The sequence below is a fragment of the Acidimicrobiales bacterium genome (assembly GCA_035294085.1).
Classification (GTDB): Bacteria; Actinomycetota; Acidimicrobiia; order Acidimicrobiales; family Bog-793; genus DATGLP01.
In genome coordinates, this window is sequence record DATGLP010000009.1 from 36,750 (window position 1) to 55,831 (window position 19,082).

Genomic DNA, 19,082 nt, shown 5'->3' on the forward strand with positions numbered 1-19,082 from the left:
ACCCGGCGCGAGGATGGGTGTGTCGCCGGTCGGCGACCCGGCGCGAGGAAGGTGGCCACGAGTGCGCGACGAGCCGTGCTTCGTCATCGTCGGCGCGAGCCTCGCCGGTGCCAAGGCGGCCGAGACGCTTCGCGCCGAGGGCTTCGAGGGGCGCGTCGTCCTCGTCGGCGAGGAGGAGGCCCGCCCCTACGAGCGACCGCCGCTGTCCAAGGACTACCTGCGCGGCGAGGCCGGGCGCGACAAGGTCTACGTGCACGACGCCTCCTTCTACGACGCACACGAGATCGAGCTGCGTCTCGGCACCTCGGCGAGCGCGCTCGACCTCGACGGGCGCGAGGTCGTCCTCTCCGGCGACGAGCGCCTCGGCTTCGACGCCCTCCTCCTCGCCACCGGGGCCGCGCCGCGTCGCCTGCCGGTCCCCGGCGCCGACCTGCCCGGCATCCACTACCTGCGGGACCTCGCCGACGCCGACGCACTGCGCGAGGCGATTCGCGCCGCCGAGCGCGTCGTCGTCGTCGGGGCGGGCTGGATCGGCTGCGAGGTGGCGGCCTCGGCCCGCCAGATGGGCGCGCCCGTCACGATGCTCGACGTCGCGGCGCTCCCGCTCGAGCGCGTCCTCGGACCCGAGCTCGGCCGCTTCTACCGCGACCTGCACGCATCGCACGGCGTCGACCTGCGCCTGTCGACGGGCGTCGAGGAGGTCGTCGGCACCCGACACGCCGAGGGCGTGCGCCTGAGCGGCGGGGACGTCGTCCGCGGCGACGTCGTCGTCGTGGGCGTCGGCGTCGCGCCGCGCACCGAGCTCGCCCGCTCGGCCGGCCTCGCCGTCGACAACGGCATCCTCACCGACGAGCACCTGGCGACCGCAGCGACGGGGGTCTTCGCCGCCGGCGACGTCGCCAACGCCTGGCACCCCGTCCTCGACCGGCGCGTCCGCCTCGAGCACTGGTCGTCGGCGCTGCACCAAGGTCCCGCCGCGGCGCTCGGGATGCTCGGCAGGCACGCCCCCTACACGCGCCTCCCCTACTTCTTCTCCGACCAGTACGACGTCGGGATGGAGTACTCCGGCCTGGCCCGTGACTGGGACGAGGTCCTCGTGCGCGGCGAGATGTCCGACGGCGCCTTCATCGCCTTCTACCTGAAGGACGGCCGCGTCGCCGCAGGGATGAACGTCAACGTCTGGGACGTGGCCGACGACATCGCCGCCCTCGTGGCGAGCGGACAACCCGTCGCGCGCGACGCGCTCGCCGACCCCTCCGTCGAGCTGGCCTCCCTCGTCCAGGCCACCTCGCCCTGATCGCGCCCGGACGCCGGGCAGCAACGGCGCGCTACCGCTTATTTCGGGCGTAGACTGAAAATTCGTGGACGCGGCGTCGGACGAGTGGCAGCGGCAGGCGCGCGCGCTCGGCGAGCCCACCCGCTACCGGCTGTTCCGCTACATCGCCGAGGCCCACCAGCCCGTCGCCGTGCTCGAGCTCACGAGCTTCGCTCGCCTCAACCACAACGCCGTGCGCCAGCACCTCGCGGTGCTTCGCGACGCCGGTCTCGTGCTCGAGGAGCTCGAGCGGCGGAACCGGCCCGGCCGCCCGCGCCTGCTGTACCGACTCCACCCCGAGGCGGCGGGGCGCTTCGGGACCCCCGGTGCCTACGTCTGGCTCGCGACGCTGCTGAGCGAGGCCGTGCGCCGTCGGGAAGGAGCCCGGGCGGCGGGCCGGCGCGAGGGCCTGCGCCGCGCCCGCGCCCTCGGCCCGAGCGAGGACCCGGCGCGCCTGTTCGAGGAGGAGATGGTCTCGCGCGGCTTCCGTCCGCTGCGGCGCGACCGCGGTCAGCTCGTCGAGTTCGTGCTCGGGCGCTGCCCGTTCGCCGCCGTCGCCGAGGGGGACCCCGAGACGGTCTGCCAGCTCCACCTCGGCCTCGCGGAGGGGCTCGCCGAGGGACTCGGTCGCCTGCGCATGGAGCGGCTCACGACACGCGATGCGCGGCGAGCAGGCTGCCGTGTCGTCGTGCGCCGCGCCGGCGCGGAGGACCTCGAGCCGGCGCGAGGGACGTCCGGGCGCGCCTGACCGCTGCCAGCGCCGCGAGGTCGGCCTCGGGTCGGCCTCGGGTACCCGTGCCACGACCCGGGGGGGGAGGCGCTCGCCTCGCCGTGGGCGACATGCTGCGGTCTCGAGCTGGCAGGCCCCCGAGCGCCGTTGACCCGGCCGGAGCGGGGCGAGCATAATAAAACCGACTTTCACGATGCGAACTTCGGGTCGGCGCGGACTGCCGGCCCCGTCGCGCCGGGCGCAGGGAGGGGAGCGTGGGGCCGCAGGAGCGGGCAGCTGCAGGGCCGGGCGACCTCGGCCTGGCCGGCCGCCGGGCGCTCGTCGCCGGGGTGGGCGGCATCGGGGCGGCGTGCGCGCGTCTGCTCGCCCGAGCCGGCTGCGACGTGGCCCTCGCGGACCGCGACGCGGAGCGATTGAAGGCGCTCGCCGCGGAGCTCGGGACCCTCGGCGCCGGTGTCGCGACCTTCGCCGGGGATCTCCGCCAACGTGCCGACTGCCGCGCCGCGGTCGCGGCCGCGTGCGCGCAGCTCGGCGGGGTCGACATCTGCGTGCACGCCATCGGCGTCAACTACCGGCTCCCGGTCCTCGAGATCGACGAGGCCCAGTGGGACGACATCCTCGCTGTCAACCTCTCGAGCGCCTTCTTCCTCGGTCAGGCGGCCGGCGAGGCGATGCGGGGGTCGGGCGGCGGTCGGATCATCTTCGTCTCCTCGGTCTCGGGGCTGCTCGCGCACCCGCACCACGCCCCCTACGCGGCGACGAAGGGCGGGCTCAACCAGCTGCTCAGGGTGATGGCGCGCGAGTGGGCGGGCGAGGGGATCACCGTCAACGCCGTGGCACCCGGCTACGTCGAGTCCGACCTCACCCGCGAGTACCTCGAGCGCGACGGGCACCGGCGCGAACTCGAGTCGCTCGTGCCCGCGGGCCGTCTCGGGACTCCCGAGGAGGTCGCCGGGCCGGTCGCCTTCCTCGCGTCCCCGCTCGCCAGCTTCGTCACCGGCCAGATCCTCTACGTCGACGGAGGGAGGACGCTCGTCTGATGGCCGCGCCAGGATCCACCGCGTCCACCGACCCCGCCGAGCCCCCCGCGTTCCCCCGCTTCGCCGGCCGGTGGGTGATGGTCACCGGCGCCGGCACCGGCTTCGGGGCGGCGCTCGCGCGCCGCGCCGCGGCCGAAGGCGCCGACGTCGTCGTGCACTACAACCGCTCGGCCGAGGGCGCCCGCCGCACGGTCGCTCGGGTCGAGGCCACCGGGCGCCGGGCGGTCCTCGTCCAGGGCGACCTTCGCAGCTGGGACGACATCCGGCGCATGGCGGACGAGGCGTGGGGCGCGTCGGGCGGCATCGACGTGCTCGTCAACAACGTCGGGGACATCGCGACGGACCAGATGTCGTGGCGGGACATCGACGAGGCGGTGATCGACCGCGTGCTCGCCGTCGACATCAAGGGGACGATGCTCATGATCCACGAGCACGGCACGAGGATGCTCGAACGCGGCCGGGGCAGCATCGTGAACATCGGCTCGACGGTCGTCGTGCGCGGCAGCCCCCGCGCCCCGCAGTACGCGGCCGGCAAGTACGGCATGCTCGGGCTCACGAAGTCCTACGCGGCCGCCTTCGCGCCGACCGTGCGGGTGAACGCCTTCGGCCCCGGGTTCATGGCCACCGAGTCGACGCTCGGGCGCGAGGACTGGCTGAGCGGCCGGCGCGAGCGGGTCCTCAGCCAGACGCCGATGGGGCGAATCCCCGGTCCCGACGAGCTGGCGGCCGCCGCGCTGTGGCTCGCGAGCGACGAGGCAGCCCACATGACGGGCAACTTCGTCATGTGCGACGGCGGCTACTCGATGATCGGCGCATGAGCGAGCGCGGCCAGGCGCCGACGCCCCCCGCCGAGCCCGAGGCGGCCGCCGCCGAGGCGCGCGCCGGGCGCCTGCCCTGGCTGCACCCCGACGAGCTCACCGCCGAGCAGCGCGCGGTCTACGACGCCATCGTCGCCGGCCCCCGGCGACGTGACGCGGCCAGCTCGTTCCTCGCCGACGCCACCGGGCGGCTCGAGGGCCCCTTCAACGCGATGCTCTTCAGCCCGGCGGTCGGCGCCGCGGTCCAGGCGCTCGGCGCCGCCCTGCGCTACCGCTCGGCGCTCAGCCCCCGCCAGCGCGAGGTGGCCGTCCTGGAGATCGCGGCACGCCTCCGCAGCGACTTCGAGTGGCTCGCCCACGAGCCGCTCGCGCGGCGCGCCGGCCTCGCCGAGGTGGACCTCGCTGCTCTGCGCACGGGGGTGCGCGCCCCCGGGCTCGAGCGCGACGAGGCGGCGGTGCGCCGCGCCGTCGCCTCGCTGGTGGAGACGGGCGACCTCGAGGACGCGCTCTTCGCCGAGCTCGTCGAGGCGCTCGGGATCGCCGGGTGCACCGACCTCGTCCACCTCGTCGGCTACTACCGAATGCTCGCGCTCAGCCTGCGCGCCTTCCGGACCCCCCTGCCGGCAGGCGCGCACGGCGGAAAGGCAGGCACACCATGAAGCTCGTCACCTTCGACGCCGGGCGGACCGGACGCGTGGGCCGGCTCGAGGACGACGTGATCGTGGAGCTCGACTGCCCGTCGATGCGCGCCTACTTCGAGGCCGGCGGCGCGGTGCGAGAGACCGGCGAGGTCGTCCCCATCGGCGAGGCGCGCCTTCGAGCCCCGATCGTCCCGAAGAAGTTCTTCCACACGGCCGGCAACTTCCGGGAGCACCACGAGGACCTCGCCCGGGTCAACTGGTCGCACCCGGTCAACAAGGGGATCGTCTTCTTCCAGAACGTCGACGCCATCATCGGGCCGGACGACCCGATCGTCTACCCCGGGGCGCTCACGAACGAGCTCGACTACGAGCTCGAGATGGCCATGGTGATCGGCAAGGCGGGCGCCTTCTTCAGCGCCGAGCAGGCCGTCGAGCACGTCGCCGGGTACCTCGTCTTCAACGACGTGACGGCGCGCGACATCCAGCGGCGCGAGATGGCATCGGGCGTCTTCTCCTTCTGCAAGGCGATCGACACCTTCTGCCCGATCGGGCCGTACATCGTGACTGCCGACGAGGTGGGCGACCCGCACGACCTCGACATGGAGCTGCGGGTCAACGGCCAGGTGCGCCAGAAGTCGAACACGAGCCGCATGTCCGTGTCCGTCTACCAGCTCGTCGCCTACCACTCCCCGCAGACCTACAGCCCCGGCGACCTCCTCACGACGGGGACGGTCGCGGGCGTCGCGGCGAGCAGCGACGACCCCTTCGCCAACTACCTGCGGCCAGGCGACGTCGTCGAGGCCGAGATCGAGAAGCTCGGCATCCTGCGCAACCCGGTCGTCGCCTGGGAGGCGGCCCACGACACGCCGCGCCCGACGAGCGAGTCCTGGCTGTGAGGGCGCACGCGCCCGGGAGCCGGCGCCGTCGCGCTCAGTGCTGCGGCCCGGCGAGCGACGCCGCCTCTCGCCAGACGCGCTCGAAGGCCGCCCGACCCCGGCGCAGCAGCTCCTCGTGGGGGAGGCGCCACAGCGAGTCCGGGAGCGGCGTCCCGTAGGTGCCGTCGTCGGAGAGCACCTCGAGCTCGAACCACCCGTCGAAGCCGCCCCGAACGAGCGCGGCGACGAAGCGGGCGCACACGGCGCGCCCCTCCCCGGGCAGCGCTCGGTCGGCCCAGCTGCGCTCCTCGTAGCGGACGTCGTTCACCTGGAGGCAGGCGACGCGCCCGGCGTGGCGCGCGAGCTGGTCGTGGACGCCCGGGTCCGACCAGCTGTGCCACACGTCGAGGAACAGGTCGACGTTGCGCCGCCCCGTCGCGTCGACGAGGGCCGCCAGCTCGTCGATCGAGCGGATCGGGCAGCCTCGCCGGCGGGCGAGGATCTCGAAGGCGACGCGCTGGCCGTGCTCGGCGGCGGTATCCGCGATGAGCACCAGCTTCTCGGCGACGGCCTCGAGGGGGCCCGCCGGACGGGCGGGGTCGCCCGAGCTGCCAGGTCCGACGACGATGCCCACCGGGTCGAGCGCGGCGAGCCGGGCGATGCTCGCGCAGATCGCGTCGGCTCGCCGCTGGAGGTCGCGCTCGGCGGGCGCGTCGACCGGACCGGGCAGGATGGTCCACACGCGGGGCAGGCAGAAGCTCGCTCGCAGCCCCGCCGTCGCGAGGGCGTCCGCCAGCTCGCCGTCGCTCGTCGAGCCGAACTTCGCCTCCCACAGCCCGATCCCGTCCGCGCCGACCCTCGCGACCTGCTCGATGTCCTCGAGGATCGTGTTGTGCGGCGTCATGAACGTCGCGACGCTGTACCTCGGCTCGTGCACCGCCGCCCTCCTCGCCCGTGGGCCTCAGCCTCGCCCGCGCGCCCGTGGCGCGCGCCCCCCGTACTCCAGCAGGACGCCGAGGGCCTCGTCCGGAGACCGGTCGCACAGGGCGTAGGCGCTCGGGGCGTCCTCGAACGCCACCGTGTGGGTGACGAGGCGGTCGACGTCGAGGCGCGCGAGCTCGCGGCAGGCGGCGGCGCGCTGGCGCGCCACCGTCCAGCGCCGCGACGCCTCGGTCGCGACGAGGCCGACCCAGCTCGAGACGAGCCGGAGGCGCGCCGTGTGGAAGCGGCTGCCGAGGTCGAGGACGACCGGGCGCGTCCCGTACCAGGAGACGACGCCGATGGTGCCCTCGGTCGCGCTGCAGTCGATCGCGACCTGGAGCGCGCCGGGCGCGCCGCTCGCCTCGATGAACACGTCCGTCCCCCGCCCGTCGCTCAGCGCGCGCACCGCCTCGCGGGCCTCCTGCGGCTCGACGAGCGCGTCGGCCCCGATCCAGGAGGCGAGCGCGCGCCGACCGGGTGCCGGGTCGACGAGCACGAGCGAGCCGGCGACCTTGGCGGCGAGGTGGGCGCAGAAGGTGCCGACCACGCCGAGGCCGGAGACGGCGACGCAGTCTCCGGGACGGACCGGCACGTCGTGCAGGCAGTTGAGCGCCACCCGGTACAGGCCGATGAACGCGGCACGCGCCGGGTCGAGCTCGTCGGGCAGCCGGAACAGGGTCCGCTCGTCGTCGCGCAGCGTGAAGCGGTCCTGGTGCGGGTGCTGGGCGAACACCCGGTCGCCGACCCCGAGACGCGTGCACGGCCCCGTCTCCACGACGCGGCCGATGACTTGGTAGCCGAACTTCACGGGAAAGCGGAACGACCCCTCGACGCTCTCGATGCCGACGTCCGCGTCGGCGGGGAGCTCACCACGGTACGCGGCGAGCTCGCTGCCGGCGCTGACGAGCGAGCAGACCGCCTCCACCTGGACCTCGCCGGGCCCGGGGTCGCGCGCCACCTCGTCGCGCACCACGGCAGTGCGCGCCGCCTCGAACCAGAGCGCCCGCGCCGGGCGCCCGCCGGCGCCGCTCACCCGCCCTGCCGGGCGAGCTCGGCGAGCAGGCGCCGCTCGTAGCGGGCGACCTCCGAGGACTGCTCGGGCACCCACCACTCGCTTCGGTCCTCCACCGCGGCGAAGCTGTCGCGCAGGTCCTCGAGGGTGTGCGACGGGTTCAGGTAGCCGCGCGTCTCGACGAGGAGGATCTCCGCCACGCGCCCGGCGCGCGCCTCGAAGGCCCTGCCGCGCGCCGGGCAGTCCGGGTGCACGAGCCAGAGGGCGGCCGGGGTCGTGAGCTCGGGACGCATGTGCTCGCGCCACCACTCGAGCTCCCCCGAGCGCGCCGCGAAGACGGCGCTCGAGAGCATCGCCTCCATCATCGGCGTGAGCGCCGCCACCGCGAGCGCGTTCGCGGCGATCCCCACCCCAGCGCCCTCGAGGCTCACGACGCGCGCCAGGGACACGAGGCCGGCCTTCGACGGCCCGTAGTGCGCGAAGCCGGGCGCGCCGTACAGGCCGGCGGCGGACGAGATGTACACGATCCGACCGCCACGGCGAGCGAGGTGCGGCCAGGCGGCGCGCGTCAGGTGGATGGCGCCGAGCAGGTTCACCCCCACGACCCGCTCGGCCTCGGCGGGTTCGAGGCGCGCGACGGGCACTGCCGAGGCGACCCCGGCGTTGGCGATGAGCGCGTCGAGGCGGCCGAACTCGGAGAGCGCCCTCTCGACGAGGCGCTCGCAGCCCCGGGGGGACGACACGTCGGCGCCGACCGCGATCGCCTCGCCGCCGGCGGCGGCGATCTCGCGCGCCACGGCGGCGGCGCGCTCGGGGACTGCCGAGCCGCGCTCGGGAAGGTCGTTCACGACGACACGCGCCCCGCGCGCGCCGAGCTCGAGGGCGTGCGACCGCCCCATCCCCTGGGCCGCGCCCGTCACGACCACGACGCGCCCCTCGAAGCGCACCGGCTCGCCCATGTGACTCCCCTCCCGCCGCGGCGGCGCCTAGCCGGCGCGCCCCTCCTCGCGCACGAGCCGGAACACCTGGGCCCGGCGCTGCACGAACTCGGGATGCTCCTTCGTCTCGACCTGACGCCTCGGGCGATCGAGCTCGATGTCGACGATCGCCTTGGCGACCGCGGGGGAGCGCGTCAGTACGAGGACGCGGTCGCCGAGGTAGACGGCCTCGTCGATGTCGTGGGTGACGAGCAGGACGGTGATGCGGTAGTCGAGCCACACGTCCTGCAAGAGGTCCTCGAGGTCGGCGCGCGCCTGGGCGTCGACGGCGGCGAACGGCTCGTCCATGAGCAGGATCCGCGGCTCGTACGCGAGCGCGCGGGCGATCGCCACGCGCTGCTGCATGCCGCCCGACAGCTGCCAGGGGAAGCGGTCGGCGAAGCGCTCGAGGCCGACGCGCGCCAGCACGGCGAGCGCCTTCGCGTCGCGCTCGGCGCGCCCGAGGCCCTTGGACCGCAGCGGCAGCGTGACGTTCTTCAGCACCGACATCCACGGGAGCAGGGAGCGGCTGTAGTCCTGGGAGACGAGCGCCAGCTGCTCGGGCGGCTTCGCGATCGCCTGGCCGTCGAGGAAGGCGGCGCCGCTCGTCGGGCGCAGCAGCCCCGACAGGCATCGCAGCAGCGTCGTCTTGCCGCACCCGGAGGGCCCGACGATGCACATGAGCTCGCGCTCGCGCACCTCGAAGCTCAGGCGCTCGATGGCCCGGAACCCGCGGCCCGGCGGACCGTAGGTCTTCGACAGTGCGTCGACCTTCAAGACCGCGGCGCACTCAGGCGGCAGCATCGGCTTGCGAGCTCCTCCAGCCTCGGTGCCAGCGCAGCACCTTCCACTCGATGGCAGCGTACGCCCCGTTGAGCACGTAGGAGAGGATGGCGAGCACGAAGATCCCCGACCACATCTGCGGGATCTCGAAGAGCGTCTGCGCGTTGAGCGTGAAGTAGCCGACGCCGTTCGTCGAGGCGAACATCTCGGCGTAGATCACGAGAAGGACGGCTACCGAGACGGCGATGCGCAGGCCCGCGAAGATCTGGGGGATCGCGGCGGGGATGGAGACCGACACGAGGCGCCGGACCGGCCCGAGGTGGTAGACGCGCGCGACGTCGTGGAACTCCACGTCGATGCCGCGTGCACCCTCGATCGTGTTGAGCAGGATCGGCCACACCGCGCCGAAGGCGATGAAGGCGACCTTCGACACGTTCGTGATCCCGAGCACGACGATGAAGGCAGGGAGCACCGCCGTCGCCGGGATCGCCCGGATGAACTCGAGCGCCGGCTCGACCGTCGTGCGCACCGCCGGCGAGAGCCCGATGACGAGCCCGAGCGAGACGCCGACGACGATCGAGAGCCCGAGGCCGAGGCCGATGCGGTAGAGGCTCGGCACGAGGTCGCTCGTCGCGTGCGCGAAGAGCCACTCGTGGCGGAACACGGATACGATCGTGCTGAGCGGCGGGTAGTAGGTCGAGCGGCTGCCGGCCGACGCGAACCACCAGATGGCAGCGATCCCGGCGAGGAAGCTCCAGGTGACGGACCACTCGACGAGGCGCCTCCTCACGCCGGTACCGCCGATCGCTGGGACGCGTGCCAGCGCAGGACGCGCCGCTCCACCCGCCGCGTCGCGACGTTGATGGCGAGACCGAGCAGGCCGCAGGCCGCGACGTAGGCGTACAGGTGGGGGATGTCGCCGGCGACCTCCAGCTGGTCGATGCGCATGCCGATGCCGCCGGTGCTGCCGATCAGGAGCTCGACCGCGATGGTCACGTTGAGCGCGACGACCGCTGCGATGCGAAGGCCCGTGAAGAAGTAGGGCAGGCAGCTCGGCAGGACGATGGAGCCGAACCGGCGCAGCCAGCCGAGTCGGAAGACGCGGCCCATCTCGAGCGCCGCGCCGTCGACGTTGTGCACGGCGTAGATCATCTGGATGAGCAGGGGCCAGAAGGCGCCGGCGGCGACGAGCACGACCGCGAGCCGCAGGTGCACCCCGAGCACGAGCACCGCGAGCGGCAGGACGGCGATGGACGGCACGGCGCGCAGCAGCTCGATCGGCGCTTTCACCGCCGCGTACACCAGCCGCAGCGAGCCGATGGCGAGCCCGAGGACGACCGCGATGGCCGCCGCCGCGGCGAGCCCGATGGCCCAGGTCTCGAGCGTCTGGGCGACGTCCACCCAGAGTCGAGCGGTGCCGGCCTCAGCCCCCAGGTCGGCGAGCACCGTCGCCGGCGCCGGCAGGGCGCCCCTCGGCGCGAGCAGCGCCGTCGACCCGAGCACGTACCACAAGAGCGCGAGTGCGACGGCGAAGGCGACCGGGCGCGCCGCACGGCCGAGGCTCGCCCGGACGGCGCCCGACACGCCGCCCGCTGCCCCGGGGCCGGCCACCTCCCCGATCGTCTCGCTCGCCGAGCGCACCGGATCGTCCCGTCCCCTCGAGGCCTCAGACGCCGGCGCCAGTCACCTCCGCCTGCTTGCCGCGGGCTTCGCCGCCGTCTTCTTCGCCGGCTTCGTCGTCGGTGCGCCGGCCCACAGCTCCCTGGTCACCGGGAACCGCTTGGAGACGATGCCCTCGGCGGCGGAGCGGTCCAGCACGAGCTGGAGCAGCTTGACGTTGAACGCCGTCGGGTACGAGCCGAGCGGCGTGTGCGCCGCCTGCGCGCGCGTGACCCCGAGGAAGTCCGGGAGGACGTCGATCGCAGCCCTCGGATGCTTGCGCAGGAACTGCTGCGTCGCCATCATCGCGGCGACGAAGCGCTCGACGACGGAGCGGTGCGTCGCCACGTAGCGGGCGCTGCCGAAGTAGGCGGTCGCCGGCGAGCCGTAGGGGCCGAAGAACAGGTTGTCGTCCCCGATCTTGCGGATCTGGCCCGCCGCGAGCGCCGCGCCGGCGTAGGGGGCGACCACGTCGCACACGTCGGCCTCACCCGTCTGGAGCGCGGAGACCATCGCCTGGAAGGGGATGGCGATGAACTTCACCGACGACGGGTTCACCCCGTTCTGGGCGAGGAGCCACTTCGCCTGCGCCTCGTCCTGCCCGTTCAGCACGTTGACGCAGAACGTCTTCCCGGCGACCTCCTTGAGCGAGGTGATCGGGCTGTTCGCCGCCACGGCGGTGACCTGCAGGTTGGGCTCGAGGCCAGCGTTGGGCGCCAGGATCTTGAGGCCGATGCCCTGCGACTCCGCCTGGAACTCGGTCGTCAGCGCACCGGCGCCGAACTGCATCGACCCGCTCTGGATCGCCGCCACCATCGCCGGCGTGCTCGCGACGATGACGGGCGCCACGTTCAGGTGCTCTCGGGCGAAGAACCCGTGGAGCTCGGCGACGTAGATCGGCGCCGAGATCCACAGCGCCGCGAGCCCGACGCTGATCGAGGCGCTGCGGGCGGCTGGCGCCCGGTGCCGCGGCGGCGAGGCGACGGCGGCGCCGCCGGCGCTCGCGACGAGCGAGCCGGCCACGAGCGCGGCGGCGAGCGCCGCCGCGCGACTGCGTGAGACCTGCCTGTTCACGGCCTTGACCCCCCGTTCCGCACCGCCGCGCCGCCCTCGCCGAGCTGCGCTCGTCGCGTCGAGCCCGGCGGCCCGAGCCGCGCAGCGTCGCTCTCGCTCTCCGATAACCGCTCTCGCAAACGGTACCCCCGGAGCCGGGACGTGTCAACCGCCCCTCAGCGACCCCCGATGAGGACCGGCAGCGTGAGGCGGGACGGGTAGCGGCCCCCGGTGCGGATGACGTGGGTGCCCACGCGGTACGAGCCGTGCGCCATCACCCGCGCCTCCGGGCCGTAGGCGAAGGTGTCGCGTCCCTTGAGCACGAGCCGGAGGGTCTCGCCGGCCCGAAAGCGCGTCGCTGTGGGCCACACCTCGACGGTCACCGGCACGGCGCGCCCGGCCAGCAGCTCGTGGCGCCGCTCGTGGCGCAGCACCTCGAGCGCCTCGTCGCCCTCGGCGTTCGCCCGGTGCGAGGCGCGCAGCCAGCCGAGTGCGACGTCGCCGTCGTAGAACGTCGTGTAGAAGGGGAAGCCGACGCGCTCGCCACCCGCGTCGAGCTTCTGGAGGGCGACGAACACGTCGGCGTCGTCCGAGCCGCGGCACTCGAGCCAGATGGTGCACGCCACGGTCCCGACGACGTCGGTGTCCTCGGTGAAGACGTGCTCGAACACCGCACCGGTCGAGTCCACGGCTTCGTAGGCGACGTCCGCCTCCTGCGGTGGAAGCGCCTCGGCGAGCCGACCGCGAGCCGCGTCGAGGTAGAGCGTGCGCTGCTCGACGTCCTCGGGCGGCCAGCTCTCGCGCGCGAGGAGAGGGCCCACCGTGCCCGACCCCGTACGGACCTCGAAGCGCACCCGGGGCCAGCTCGACACCTCGGTCTCGCGCCCGAGCAGGAAGCGGTCGAAGAACTGCCGCTGACGCTCGACGCTGGCGGGCTCGTAGTAGTAGCCCCACTTCTGCTGGCCGTGGATCTCGAGCCACTTGTACTCGGAGGCGATGGCGCGGAACCCCTCGATCGTCCCCCGGGTGTGCAGCCCGTGGTCCCCCCACCCCGCGACCACGTACGCCGGGACGTCGATCGAGGACAGGTCGGGGACCTTGTAGCGCCAGTAGTCGTCGAACAGCGGGTGCGCGGCGGCCTCCGCCACGAGGTCCTCGACCCGCCCCGTGCCGTACCCGACGCGCGACGCGAGCCACAGCGTCGAGAAGCCGACCTCGGGGATCCCGCCGTGGAAGGTGTAGTCGCGGTACAGGTCGGTGAAGCCCTCCCACGGGTTGATCGCCGCGAGGTGCGGCGGATGGAGCGCCGCGACGTACCACTGGACGATCGCGAGGTAGGAGACGCCGGTCATCCCGACCTGGCCACTGCACCACGGCTGGGAGGCGATCCACTCGATCACGTCGTAGCAGTCGAGCGCCTCGCGCGGGTCGTGGAAGACGCAGTCGCCCTCGGAGCCCCACGTGCCGCGGGGGTCGACGTGGACGAGCGCGTAGCCGTGGCGCGTCCAGTAGACGGGGTCAGGCCCCTCGAAGCTCGCGTGGTCCGACACCCAGGCCGCCTCGACCCCAGACCCCGCGATGTCCTTGCAGCGCAGGGGGCTGTGCTTGCCGTACGGTCCCCAGGCGATGAGCGCGGGCAGGGGCGAGGAGTGCGCGTCGGGCAGGAAGAGGTCGACACGAAGGCGCGTGCCGTCGCGCACCGGCACGGCCACGTCCCGCTCGACACGCATGGCGTCCACGAGCTCGACGCCCGGGCGCAGCCCCGGGTAGCCGCCCTCCTCCGGGGGCCGCGCGACGCGCCAGATGGTGAGGGCGTCGCCGCGAGCCCGCGTCGCCCGCCAGTCAGCCGCGTCCCGTGGTCCTGCCAGCGCGTCCATCGCCCCCCGCCTCCCACTCGCCACCCGCCGCGGCGTCGCTCACGCCTTGCGGCGCGGCGGACCGGCCCGTCCTCGCGGCCCCGAGCGCCGGTAAGCTCTGGCGGGCTCTCGGATGGAGAAAGAACGTATCAAGATGACGCGCGGACCGGGGCTGGGCGGGGCCGGGCGTGCGCCGCGTCCAGCGGCGGGCGACGGGGAAGCCGACCGCGCCGGCTACCGGATCGAGGCGCTCGCGAAGGGCCTGCGGGTCCTGTCGCTCTTCTCCGAGCAGCGCCCCACCTGGCGGATCACCGACGTCGCGGCCGAGGCGGGCATCCCACTGCCGACGGCCTACCGGATCATGATGACGCTCACCGCCGAGGGCTACCTCGACCGCCTCCCCGACGGCGCCTACCGGCCGGGCGTCCGGGTACTGACCCTCGGCATGTCGGCGCTGCGCAACCTCGAGCTCGTCGAGCTCGCGACCCCGCCGCTCCAGGGCCTGGCCGACGCCACGGGCGAGACGGTCAACCTCGCGGTCCTCGCCGACGACAAGGTCCTCTACCTCGTCCGCATCCGCAACTCGAACCTCGTCACTGCGAACATCCAGGTCGGCTCGATGCTCCCGGCCGTCCACACCTCCATCGGCAAGCTCCTCCTCGCCTACCTCGACGACGAGGCGCTGGCGCGTCGCATCGGCGCGACCTCCTTCGCCGGCGGGCAGGGACCGAACGCGCTGCGCTCCCTCGAGGCGCTGCGGGCCGAGCTCGCCGGCATCCGCGAGCGGGGCTGGGCGACCCAGGACGAGGAGCTCGCGTTCGGCCTGCGCTCCGTCGCGGCGCCGGTACGCGACCGCTCGGGTGCCGTCGTGGCCGGCGCCAACGTGGCCGTCCAGGCGCGCGACTGGCCGATGGAGCGGATCCACGCCGAGCTCCGACCGCCCCTCGTCGCGACCTGCGAGCACATCTCGGCGCTCCTCGGCTACTCGCCGGCCGCGCCACGCCCGCGCGCCGTGACACCGCCCGGCCCCTGAGGCCGTCTCGGGCCGCGCCGGCTCCGCTCGCACCTGCGCGCCCCGGCACGCTCAGACCGCCGCCCGCTCGTAGGAGATGGCCTGCGTCGGGCACCCCGCGACCACCTCGCCCACGAGGGCTTCGTCGGCCTCGCCGACCTCGGCAACGAGGAGCCTCGCCTGGCCGTCCTCGCCGAGCGCGAACAGGCGCGGAGCCGCGACGACGCAGCACGCATACCCCTGGCAGCGCGCGAGGTCGATGCTGACGCGCATCACGGCGGCTCCCTCAGCCGCCCGCCGGCTCGAGCACGACCGGCAGGCGGCGGACGCCGAGGTGGCGGCCGCCACCCTCGAGCCCGGTCCGCTCGACCGGCCCGGCGAGCCGGTAGCGAGGGAAGCGGGTGAGGAGCGTCTCGACGGCAAGGCGCAGCTCCGTGAGCGCGAGGAACCTCCCGGGGCAGGCGTGGATCCCCGCGCCGAACGCGAGGTGCGGGTTCTCCTCCCGGTCGAGGTGCACGCGCTCGGCATCGGCGAAGACGGCCTCGTCGCGGTTCGCGCTCGCGTACACGAGCAGGACGGGGTCCCCGGGCTGCATCCCGACGCCCCGCACGCACGTCGGCCGGGCGACCGTGCGCCGGAACTGGTGGAGAGGGGTGTAGAAGCGCAGGAGCTCGTTCACCGCTGCAGGGATCCGCGAGCGGTCCTCGAGGAGCCACGCGCGGTCCTCCGGGTGCTCTGCGAGGTGGGCGAGGACGTTGCCGAGCGAGAGCGCCGTCGAGTCGTGGCCGGCGTAGGTGAGCGACCACATCAAGATCGCGATCGTCTCGTCGTCCATCCGCCCCTCGTTGAGGGCGAGTACGCGGCTGACGAAGTCGTCGCGGGGGTCGGTCTTGCGCTCGGCGACGATCTCGAGCCAGTAGTCGACGCCGCGCTGCAGCTCGGGGCTGCCGCCGCGCAGGAAGGCCATGGAGTACCGCCGGGCGTCCTCCCCCTGCTCGCCGGTGAGCCCCCACAGGCTCGTCATCACGTGCAGTGGGAGGGGCAGCGCGAAGCGCTCGACGAGGTCGACCGGCTCCGCCGGCTCGATCGCCCCGAGCAGCGCGTCGATCGTCGCCTGGATGTCGGGCTCGAGGCCCCTGGCCACGGCGGCGTTCGTCATCGGGCTGATGAGCCGGCGCATCCAGGTGTGCTCGGGGGGGTCGTACTCGATCGGCGGGATCCGGATCTCGCTGTACGCCGGGAGGAACATCCCCGCCGCCGATGAGAACGTCTCATGGTCCTGGGCAGCCGCCTTGACGTCCTCGTAGCGGCTGAGCACCCAGTACCCGCCGTAGCGCTCGCCGCGCGCCACGGGGCAGCGCTCGCGCAGCTCCCGGTAGCGATCCCAGACGTTGCGATGATCGAGGGTCGGGTCGTGGTGGTCGAAGGGGACGGCACCCGGGTCGAAACCGGGGTCCGGGAGCACGGCGCCGGCAGCCTCCGACGCCAGCGCCGTCGTCTGCGCCTCGAGCGGTCGCTCCACTGCCACGGCAGCACTGTCGCAGCCGCGAGTTGCATGATGCAATTGCAATTACTCGATAATCTTCATTGGCAATGTCGATCCGCTTCTCGCTGCGCCAGCTCGAGTACTTCCTCGCGGCCGCGCGTCACGAGTCGATGAGCGAGGCGGCGGACGCCCTCGACGTGTCCCAGTCGACCGTCTCGGTCGCGGTCGCCGCGCTCGAGCGCGAGCTCGGCGTCCAGCTCTTCCACCGCCGCCCGGCGAAGGGCCTCGTGCTCACCCCTGCCGGCCGGCGGCTGCGCGCCGAGGCACGCCGCGTCCTCGCGGAGGCGGAGACGCTCGCCGAGCGCGCTTCCCTCGAGGGGGGCGAGCTGGCCGGCGTGCTCGCCGTCGCCTGCTTCGCCCCGCTCGCGCCCTTCGTGCTGCCGCGCCTCATCGCGGCCTTCGCCGAGGCCTCCCCGAGGGTGACGGTGCGATTCGAGGAGGGCTCGCTGCTCTCGGTCCAGCAGGCCGTCCTCGACGGCGAGGCCGAGCTCGCGATTACCTACGATCACGAGCTCGGTCCCCAGCTCGAAGCGCGCACCCTCCTCGCCAACCGCCCGATGCACGTCGTGACCGCACGGGACCACCGCTTGTCGGGCAGGCCCGCCGTCCGCCTCGAGGAGCTGCGCGGCGAACCCCTCGCGGTCGTCGACGTCGCGCCGAGCCACCAGCTCCTCCAGGCATTGCTCGCGCGCGCCGGCTTGGCCGGGCAGGTCCGCTACCGCACGACGACCTACGAGCTCGCCTGCGCCCTCGCGGGTCGTGGCCTCGCCTGCGCGCTCCTCGGCTTCGGCGCCGTCGGCGCCGTGAGTTGCGAGGGCCTACCGCTCTCGTCGGCCACTCTCGAAGCGCCCGGGCCGCACTTCTCCGTCGTCGCCGCGAGCGCCACTGGGGCGCGCCTCACGCGCCGAGCAGAGGCCTTCCTCGAGTGTGCCCACGCGACCCTGGTGCACGAGATCGGGAGCGCGACGCGCTAGCGCCGCTGCGTCCACGTTGCGCCGAAGTCGTCCGACGCGGGACGCGCAGCCACGACGACGCCACGCACCACACGATGCGCAGCTCTCGCCGTCGAGGAGCATCGACGATAGGTTCGATCTTCTCGCGCGCGAGCGAAATCCTCCTTCTGCGCGCCCGAGCCACCCAATACCCTCGCTCCAGCTCCCCCAACGAGCCACGAGGACCGGCCATGCACGAGTACCGAAGAGCCCGTGTGCTCGCTCCTCCCGTCCCCGTCGCTACCCGCTCGACCCGAGGCCAGGAAGCGAGCGCCGCGCAAGCCCTCCTCGAGCTCCAGCGTCGGGCCGGAAACGCCGCGGTCACCACGCTGCTCCACGCGCACCCCGCAACCCCGACGCCTCCCGCCGGCATTCCGACGCCCCCCTCGCCCGCCCCCCAGCTCCTTCCCGTCCAGCGTGCCGGTGACAAGATCGCCTTCGAGCCTGCCTCGTCCCCCGGTGACGTGCAGCTCACCGACGAGGAGAACGCGCAGCTCGCAACCCTGCGGGAGATCATCGAAACAGCCCGCACCGAGAAGCGGCGACGCAAAGCCGACATCGAACACACGAAAGAGGAGCAAATCCGCGAGATAGACGACAAGACACTACATGAAAGCAAGCGAATTCCTGAACTCAAGAAACGACTCAAGACCTATCACAGTTCCATTGAAGCTTCTTCCGGCTGGCGATGGTCACAGATCTACACCACGATACGCTCGAGACTCGGCGAGGGAGTGACGTTTGACAACCTTCCGACCGGTTCTACCGACGCGTCCCGTCCCAACACGCCGAGCCTGAAGGTGACCGTAAAGAGCTCGCGTGGCACACCGCTCCTCTACGTCCACTTCGGGGACAGCCGCTTCGGCTCGCCACCTCCGACGGGATCTCAGCAGTCAGGCGTCTCCCGGCCCGGTGGAACCTCGATCTCCACGAGCAGCGGCTCGGCCAACGTCCACTACAAGCACGGATACTTCGAGTCCTCCGAGTTCTGGGATCGCGAGCTTTCTGCGCGGCCGACGGGCAACGACGCGGTTCCCGAGCGCAAGCAGTTCATTCTTGATGACAACAATGTCTACACGCGTCGTTTCGTGACACGTGCGATCACGCTCTATCACCTCGCGAACATGGTCGGCCTCAGGATTCAGCCCCCGGAAGGATTCGAAAGCATGGACGACTCAGCCCTCAGTACCGCGGAGCCGAAGGTGGAACAACTCATCGTGAATCAACAACAACTCTTCGCTCAGTTGCCGCGGTACATGAAGGGAACCTTCGGCCCCCATGCGGACGACTTCGATATCAATACGGTTGCAGCCATTGCTGGGTCACCTCAGAGCGCAAAGTATGACCAAGACCAAATTCGCACCGGTAGAGAGACTGGCTTCAAGATCACGAGCGGACCTCGGAAGACAACCGCGACACCAAGCAGCACGATGGATGTCAACGAAATGGCGAGCATGCAGGTTCGGAACGGTAGTGGCTCCGGCCAACCGTTTCTCTCGACTACGAGTACACAACCACCACTTCTTCCCAACCAGCCACCCAAGGTGATCCGCGGCAACAAGGGGGAGCGCTTCGACGAAGGGGCGGAGAACCAGGCCGTCTGCAAGATCGACCTCGCCAAAGCGAAGGCCCTTGGGGTGAGGATCGTGAACCAGCACTCCGAGGAGTCGCACAAGTTCAAGACGGCCTACGACCGCTACTTCCCTGTCGATGACCTCATGAAGCTGGCTAAGCTAGCGGCCACGAAGTTTACGGACGACATGCAGATCCTGGCAGATTCGGAGGGCTCTGA

Annotated in this window: 19 protein-coding genes; 9 read left to right on the plus strand and 10 right to left on the minus strand. The window is 72.7% G+C overall.

The genetic code is table 11. The features are described 5' to 3' along the window. The first annotated feature begins 61 nt into the window (after nt 1-61). The 6 genes from VKV23_03745 to VKV23_03770 all read left to right on the plus strand — a co-directional run bounded on the left by VKV23_03745 (nt 62) and on the right by VKV23_03770 (nt 5,440). Nucleotides 62-1,297, plus strand: coding sequence for an FAD-dependent oxidoreductase (locus VKV23_03745; protein HLI15152.1), 1,236 nt, complete (start codon nt 62-64; stop codon nt 1,295-1,297). A gap of 64 nt (nt 1,298-1,361) precedes the next feature. After that, nucleotides 1,362-2,063, plus strand: coding sequence for a helix-turn-helix domain-containing protein (locus tag VKV23_03750; GenBank protein ID HLI15153.1), 702 nt, complete (start codon nt 1,362-1,364; stop codon nt 2,061-2,063). A gap of 236 nt (nt 2,064-2,299) precedes the next feature. After that, a complete protein-coding gene (locus tag VKV23_03755; GenBank protein HLI15154.1) occupies nt 2,300-3,085 on the plus strand; it encodes an SDR family oxidoreductase in 786 nt (261 codons plus the stop codon). Next, on the plus strand, nt 3,085-3,903 hold the full coding sequence (locus tag VKV23_03760) for an SDR family oxidoreductase (protein HLI15155.1): 819 nt from the start codon (nt 3,085-3,087) through the stop codon (nt 3,901-3,903). The genes VKV23_03755 and VKV23_03760 overlap by 1 nt, the downstream gene beginning before the upstream one ends. Then, nucleotides 3,900-4,562, plus strand: coding sequence for a carboxymuconolactone decarboxylase family protein (locus VKV23_03765; protein HLI15156.1), 663 nt, complete (start codon nt 3,900-3,902; stop codon nt 4,560-4,562). Before VKV23_03760 ends, VKV23_03765 begins: the two co-directional genes overlap by 4 nt. After that, nucleotides 4,559-5,440 carry a fumarylacetoacetate hydrolase family protein gene (locus VKV23_03770; protein ID HLI15157.1) on the plus strand — a complete coding sequence of 294 codons (882 nt, stop codon included), beginning with the start codon at nt 4,559-4,561 and terminating at the stop codon, nt 5,438-5,440. Before VKV23_03765 ends, VKV23_03770 begins: the two co-directional genes overlap by 4 nt. 34 nt (nt 5,441-5,474) lie before the next feature. Here VKV23_03770 and VKV23_03775 read toward each other — a convergent pair whose 3' ends face one another. The 8 genes from VKV23_03775 to VKV23_03810 form a co-directional block, all read right to left on the minus strand. Further along, nucleotides 5,475-6,356 carry a sugar phosphate isomerase/epimerase family protein gene (locus tag VKV23_03775; GenBank protein ID HLI15158.1) on the minus strand — a complete coding sequence of 294 codons (882 nt, stop codon included), beginning with the start codon at nt 6,354-6,356 and terminating at the stop codon, nt 5,475-5,477. Nucleotides 6,357-6,380: 24 nt separating this feature from the next. Continuing rightward, entirely contained in the window at nt 6,381-7,433 is a 1,053-nt protein-coding gene (locus VKV23_03780; GenBank protein HLI15159.1) for a zinc-binding alcohol dehydrogenase, read from the minus strand. After that, complete coding sequence (locus VKV23_03785) at nt 7,430-8,371, minus strand: SDR family NAD(P)-dependent oxidoreductase (protein ID HLI15160.1); 942 nt, start codon at nt 8,369-8,371, stop codon at nt 7,430-7,432. Before VKV23_03785 ends, VKV23_03780 begins: the two co-directional genes overlap by 4 nt. A gap of 27 nt (nt 8,372-8,398) precedes the next feature. Beyond that, a complete protein-coding gene (locus VKV23_03790) occupies nt 8,399-9,193 on the minus strand; it encodes an ABC transporter ATP-binding protein (GenBank protein HLI15161.1) in 795 nt (264 codons plus the stop codon). Continuing rightward, the gene (locus VKV23_03795) at nt 9,180-9,962 is read right to left on the minus strand and encodes an ABC transporter permease (protein ID HLI15162.1); all 783 of its coding nucleotides are present in this window, start codon (nt 9,960-9,962) and stop codon (nt 9,180-9,182) included. The genes VKV23_03790 and VKV23_03795 overlap by 14 nt, the downstream gene beginning before the upstream one ends. Next, nucleotides 9,959-10,813: an ABC transporter permease subunit gene (locus VKV23_03800; GenBank protein HLI15163.1), complete on the minus strand. Its 855-nt coding sequence runs from the start codon at nt 10,811-10,813 to the stop codon at nt 9,959-9,961. Before VKV23_03800 ends, VKV23_03795 begins: the two co-directional genes overlap by 4 nt. Before the next feature lie 42 nt (nt 10,814-10,855). Beyond that, a complete protein-coding gene (locus VKV23_03805; protein HLI15164.1) occupies nt 10,856-11,905 on the minus strand; it encodes an ABC transporter substrate-binding protein in 1,050 nt (349 codons plus the stop codon). A 155-nt stretch (nt 11,906-12,060) separates the two neighbouring features. Beyond that, entirely contained in the window at nt 12,061-13,761 is a 1,701-nt protein-coding gene (locus VKV23_03810; GenBank protein ID HLI15165.1) for a CocE/NonD family hydrolase, read from the minus strand. Between the two features lie 133 nt (nt 13,762-13,894). On the opposite strand from VKV23_03810, the gene VKV23_03815 reads away from it, so the two are divergent. Beyond that, the gene (locus tag VKV23_03815) at nt 13,895-14,773 is read left to right on the plus strand and encodes an IclR family transcriptional regulator (protein ID HLI15166.1); all 879 of its coding nucleotides are present in this window, start codon (nt 13,895-13,897) and stop codon (nt 14,771-14,773) included. A gap of 51 nt (nt 14,774-14,824) precedes the next feature. Here VKV23_03815 and VKV23_03820 read toward each other — a convergent pair whose 3' ends face one another. Both VKV23_03820 and VKV23_03825 read right to left on the minus strand, forming a co-directional pair. Next, nucleotides 14,825-15,025 (minus strand): ferredoxin, encoded by a 201-nt coding sequence (locus VKV23_03820; protein ID HLI15167.1) that lies wholly within the window; start codon nt 15,023-15,025, stop codon nt 14,825-14,827. A gap of 13 nt (nt 15,026-15,038) precedes the next feature. After that, complete coding sequence (locus VKV23_03825) at nt 15,039-16,280, minus strand: cytochrome P450 (GenBank protein HLI15168.1); 1,242 nt, start codon at nt 16,278-16,280, stop codon at nt 15,039-15,041. A 65-nt stretch (nt 16,281-16,345) separates the two neighbouring features. On the opposite strand from VKV23_03825, the gene VKV23_03830 reads away from it, so the two are divergent. Further along, on the plus strand, nt 16,346-17,272 hold the full coding sequence (locus tag VKV23_03830) for a LysR substrate-binding domain-containing protein (GenBank protein HLI15169.1): 927 nt from the start codon (nt 16,346-16,348) through the stop codon (nt 17,270-17,272). A gap of 209 nt (nt 17,273-17,481) precedes the next feature. Continuing rightward, the coding region (locus VKV23_03835) for a hypothetical protein (protein ID HLI15170.1) at nt 17,482-19,082 on the plus strand (1,601 nt) is incomplete at its 3' end.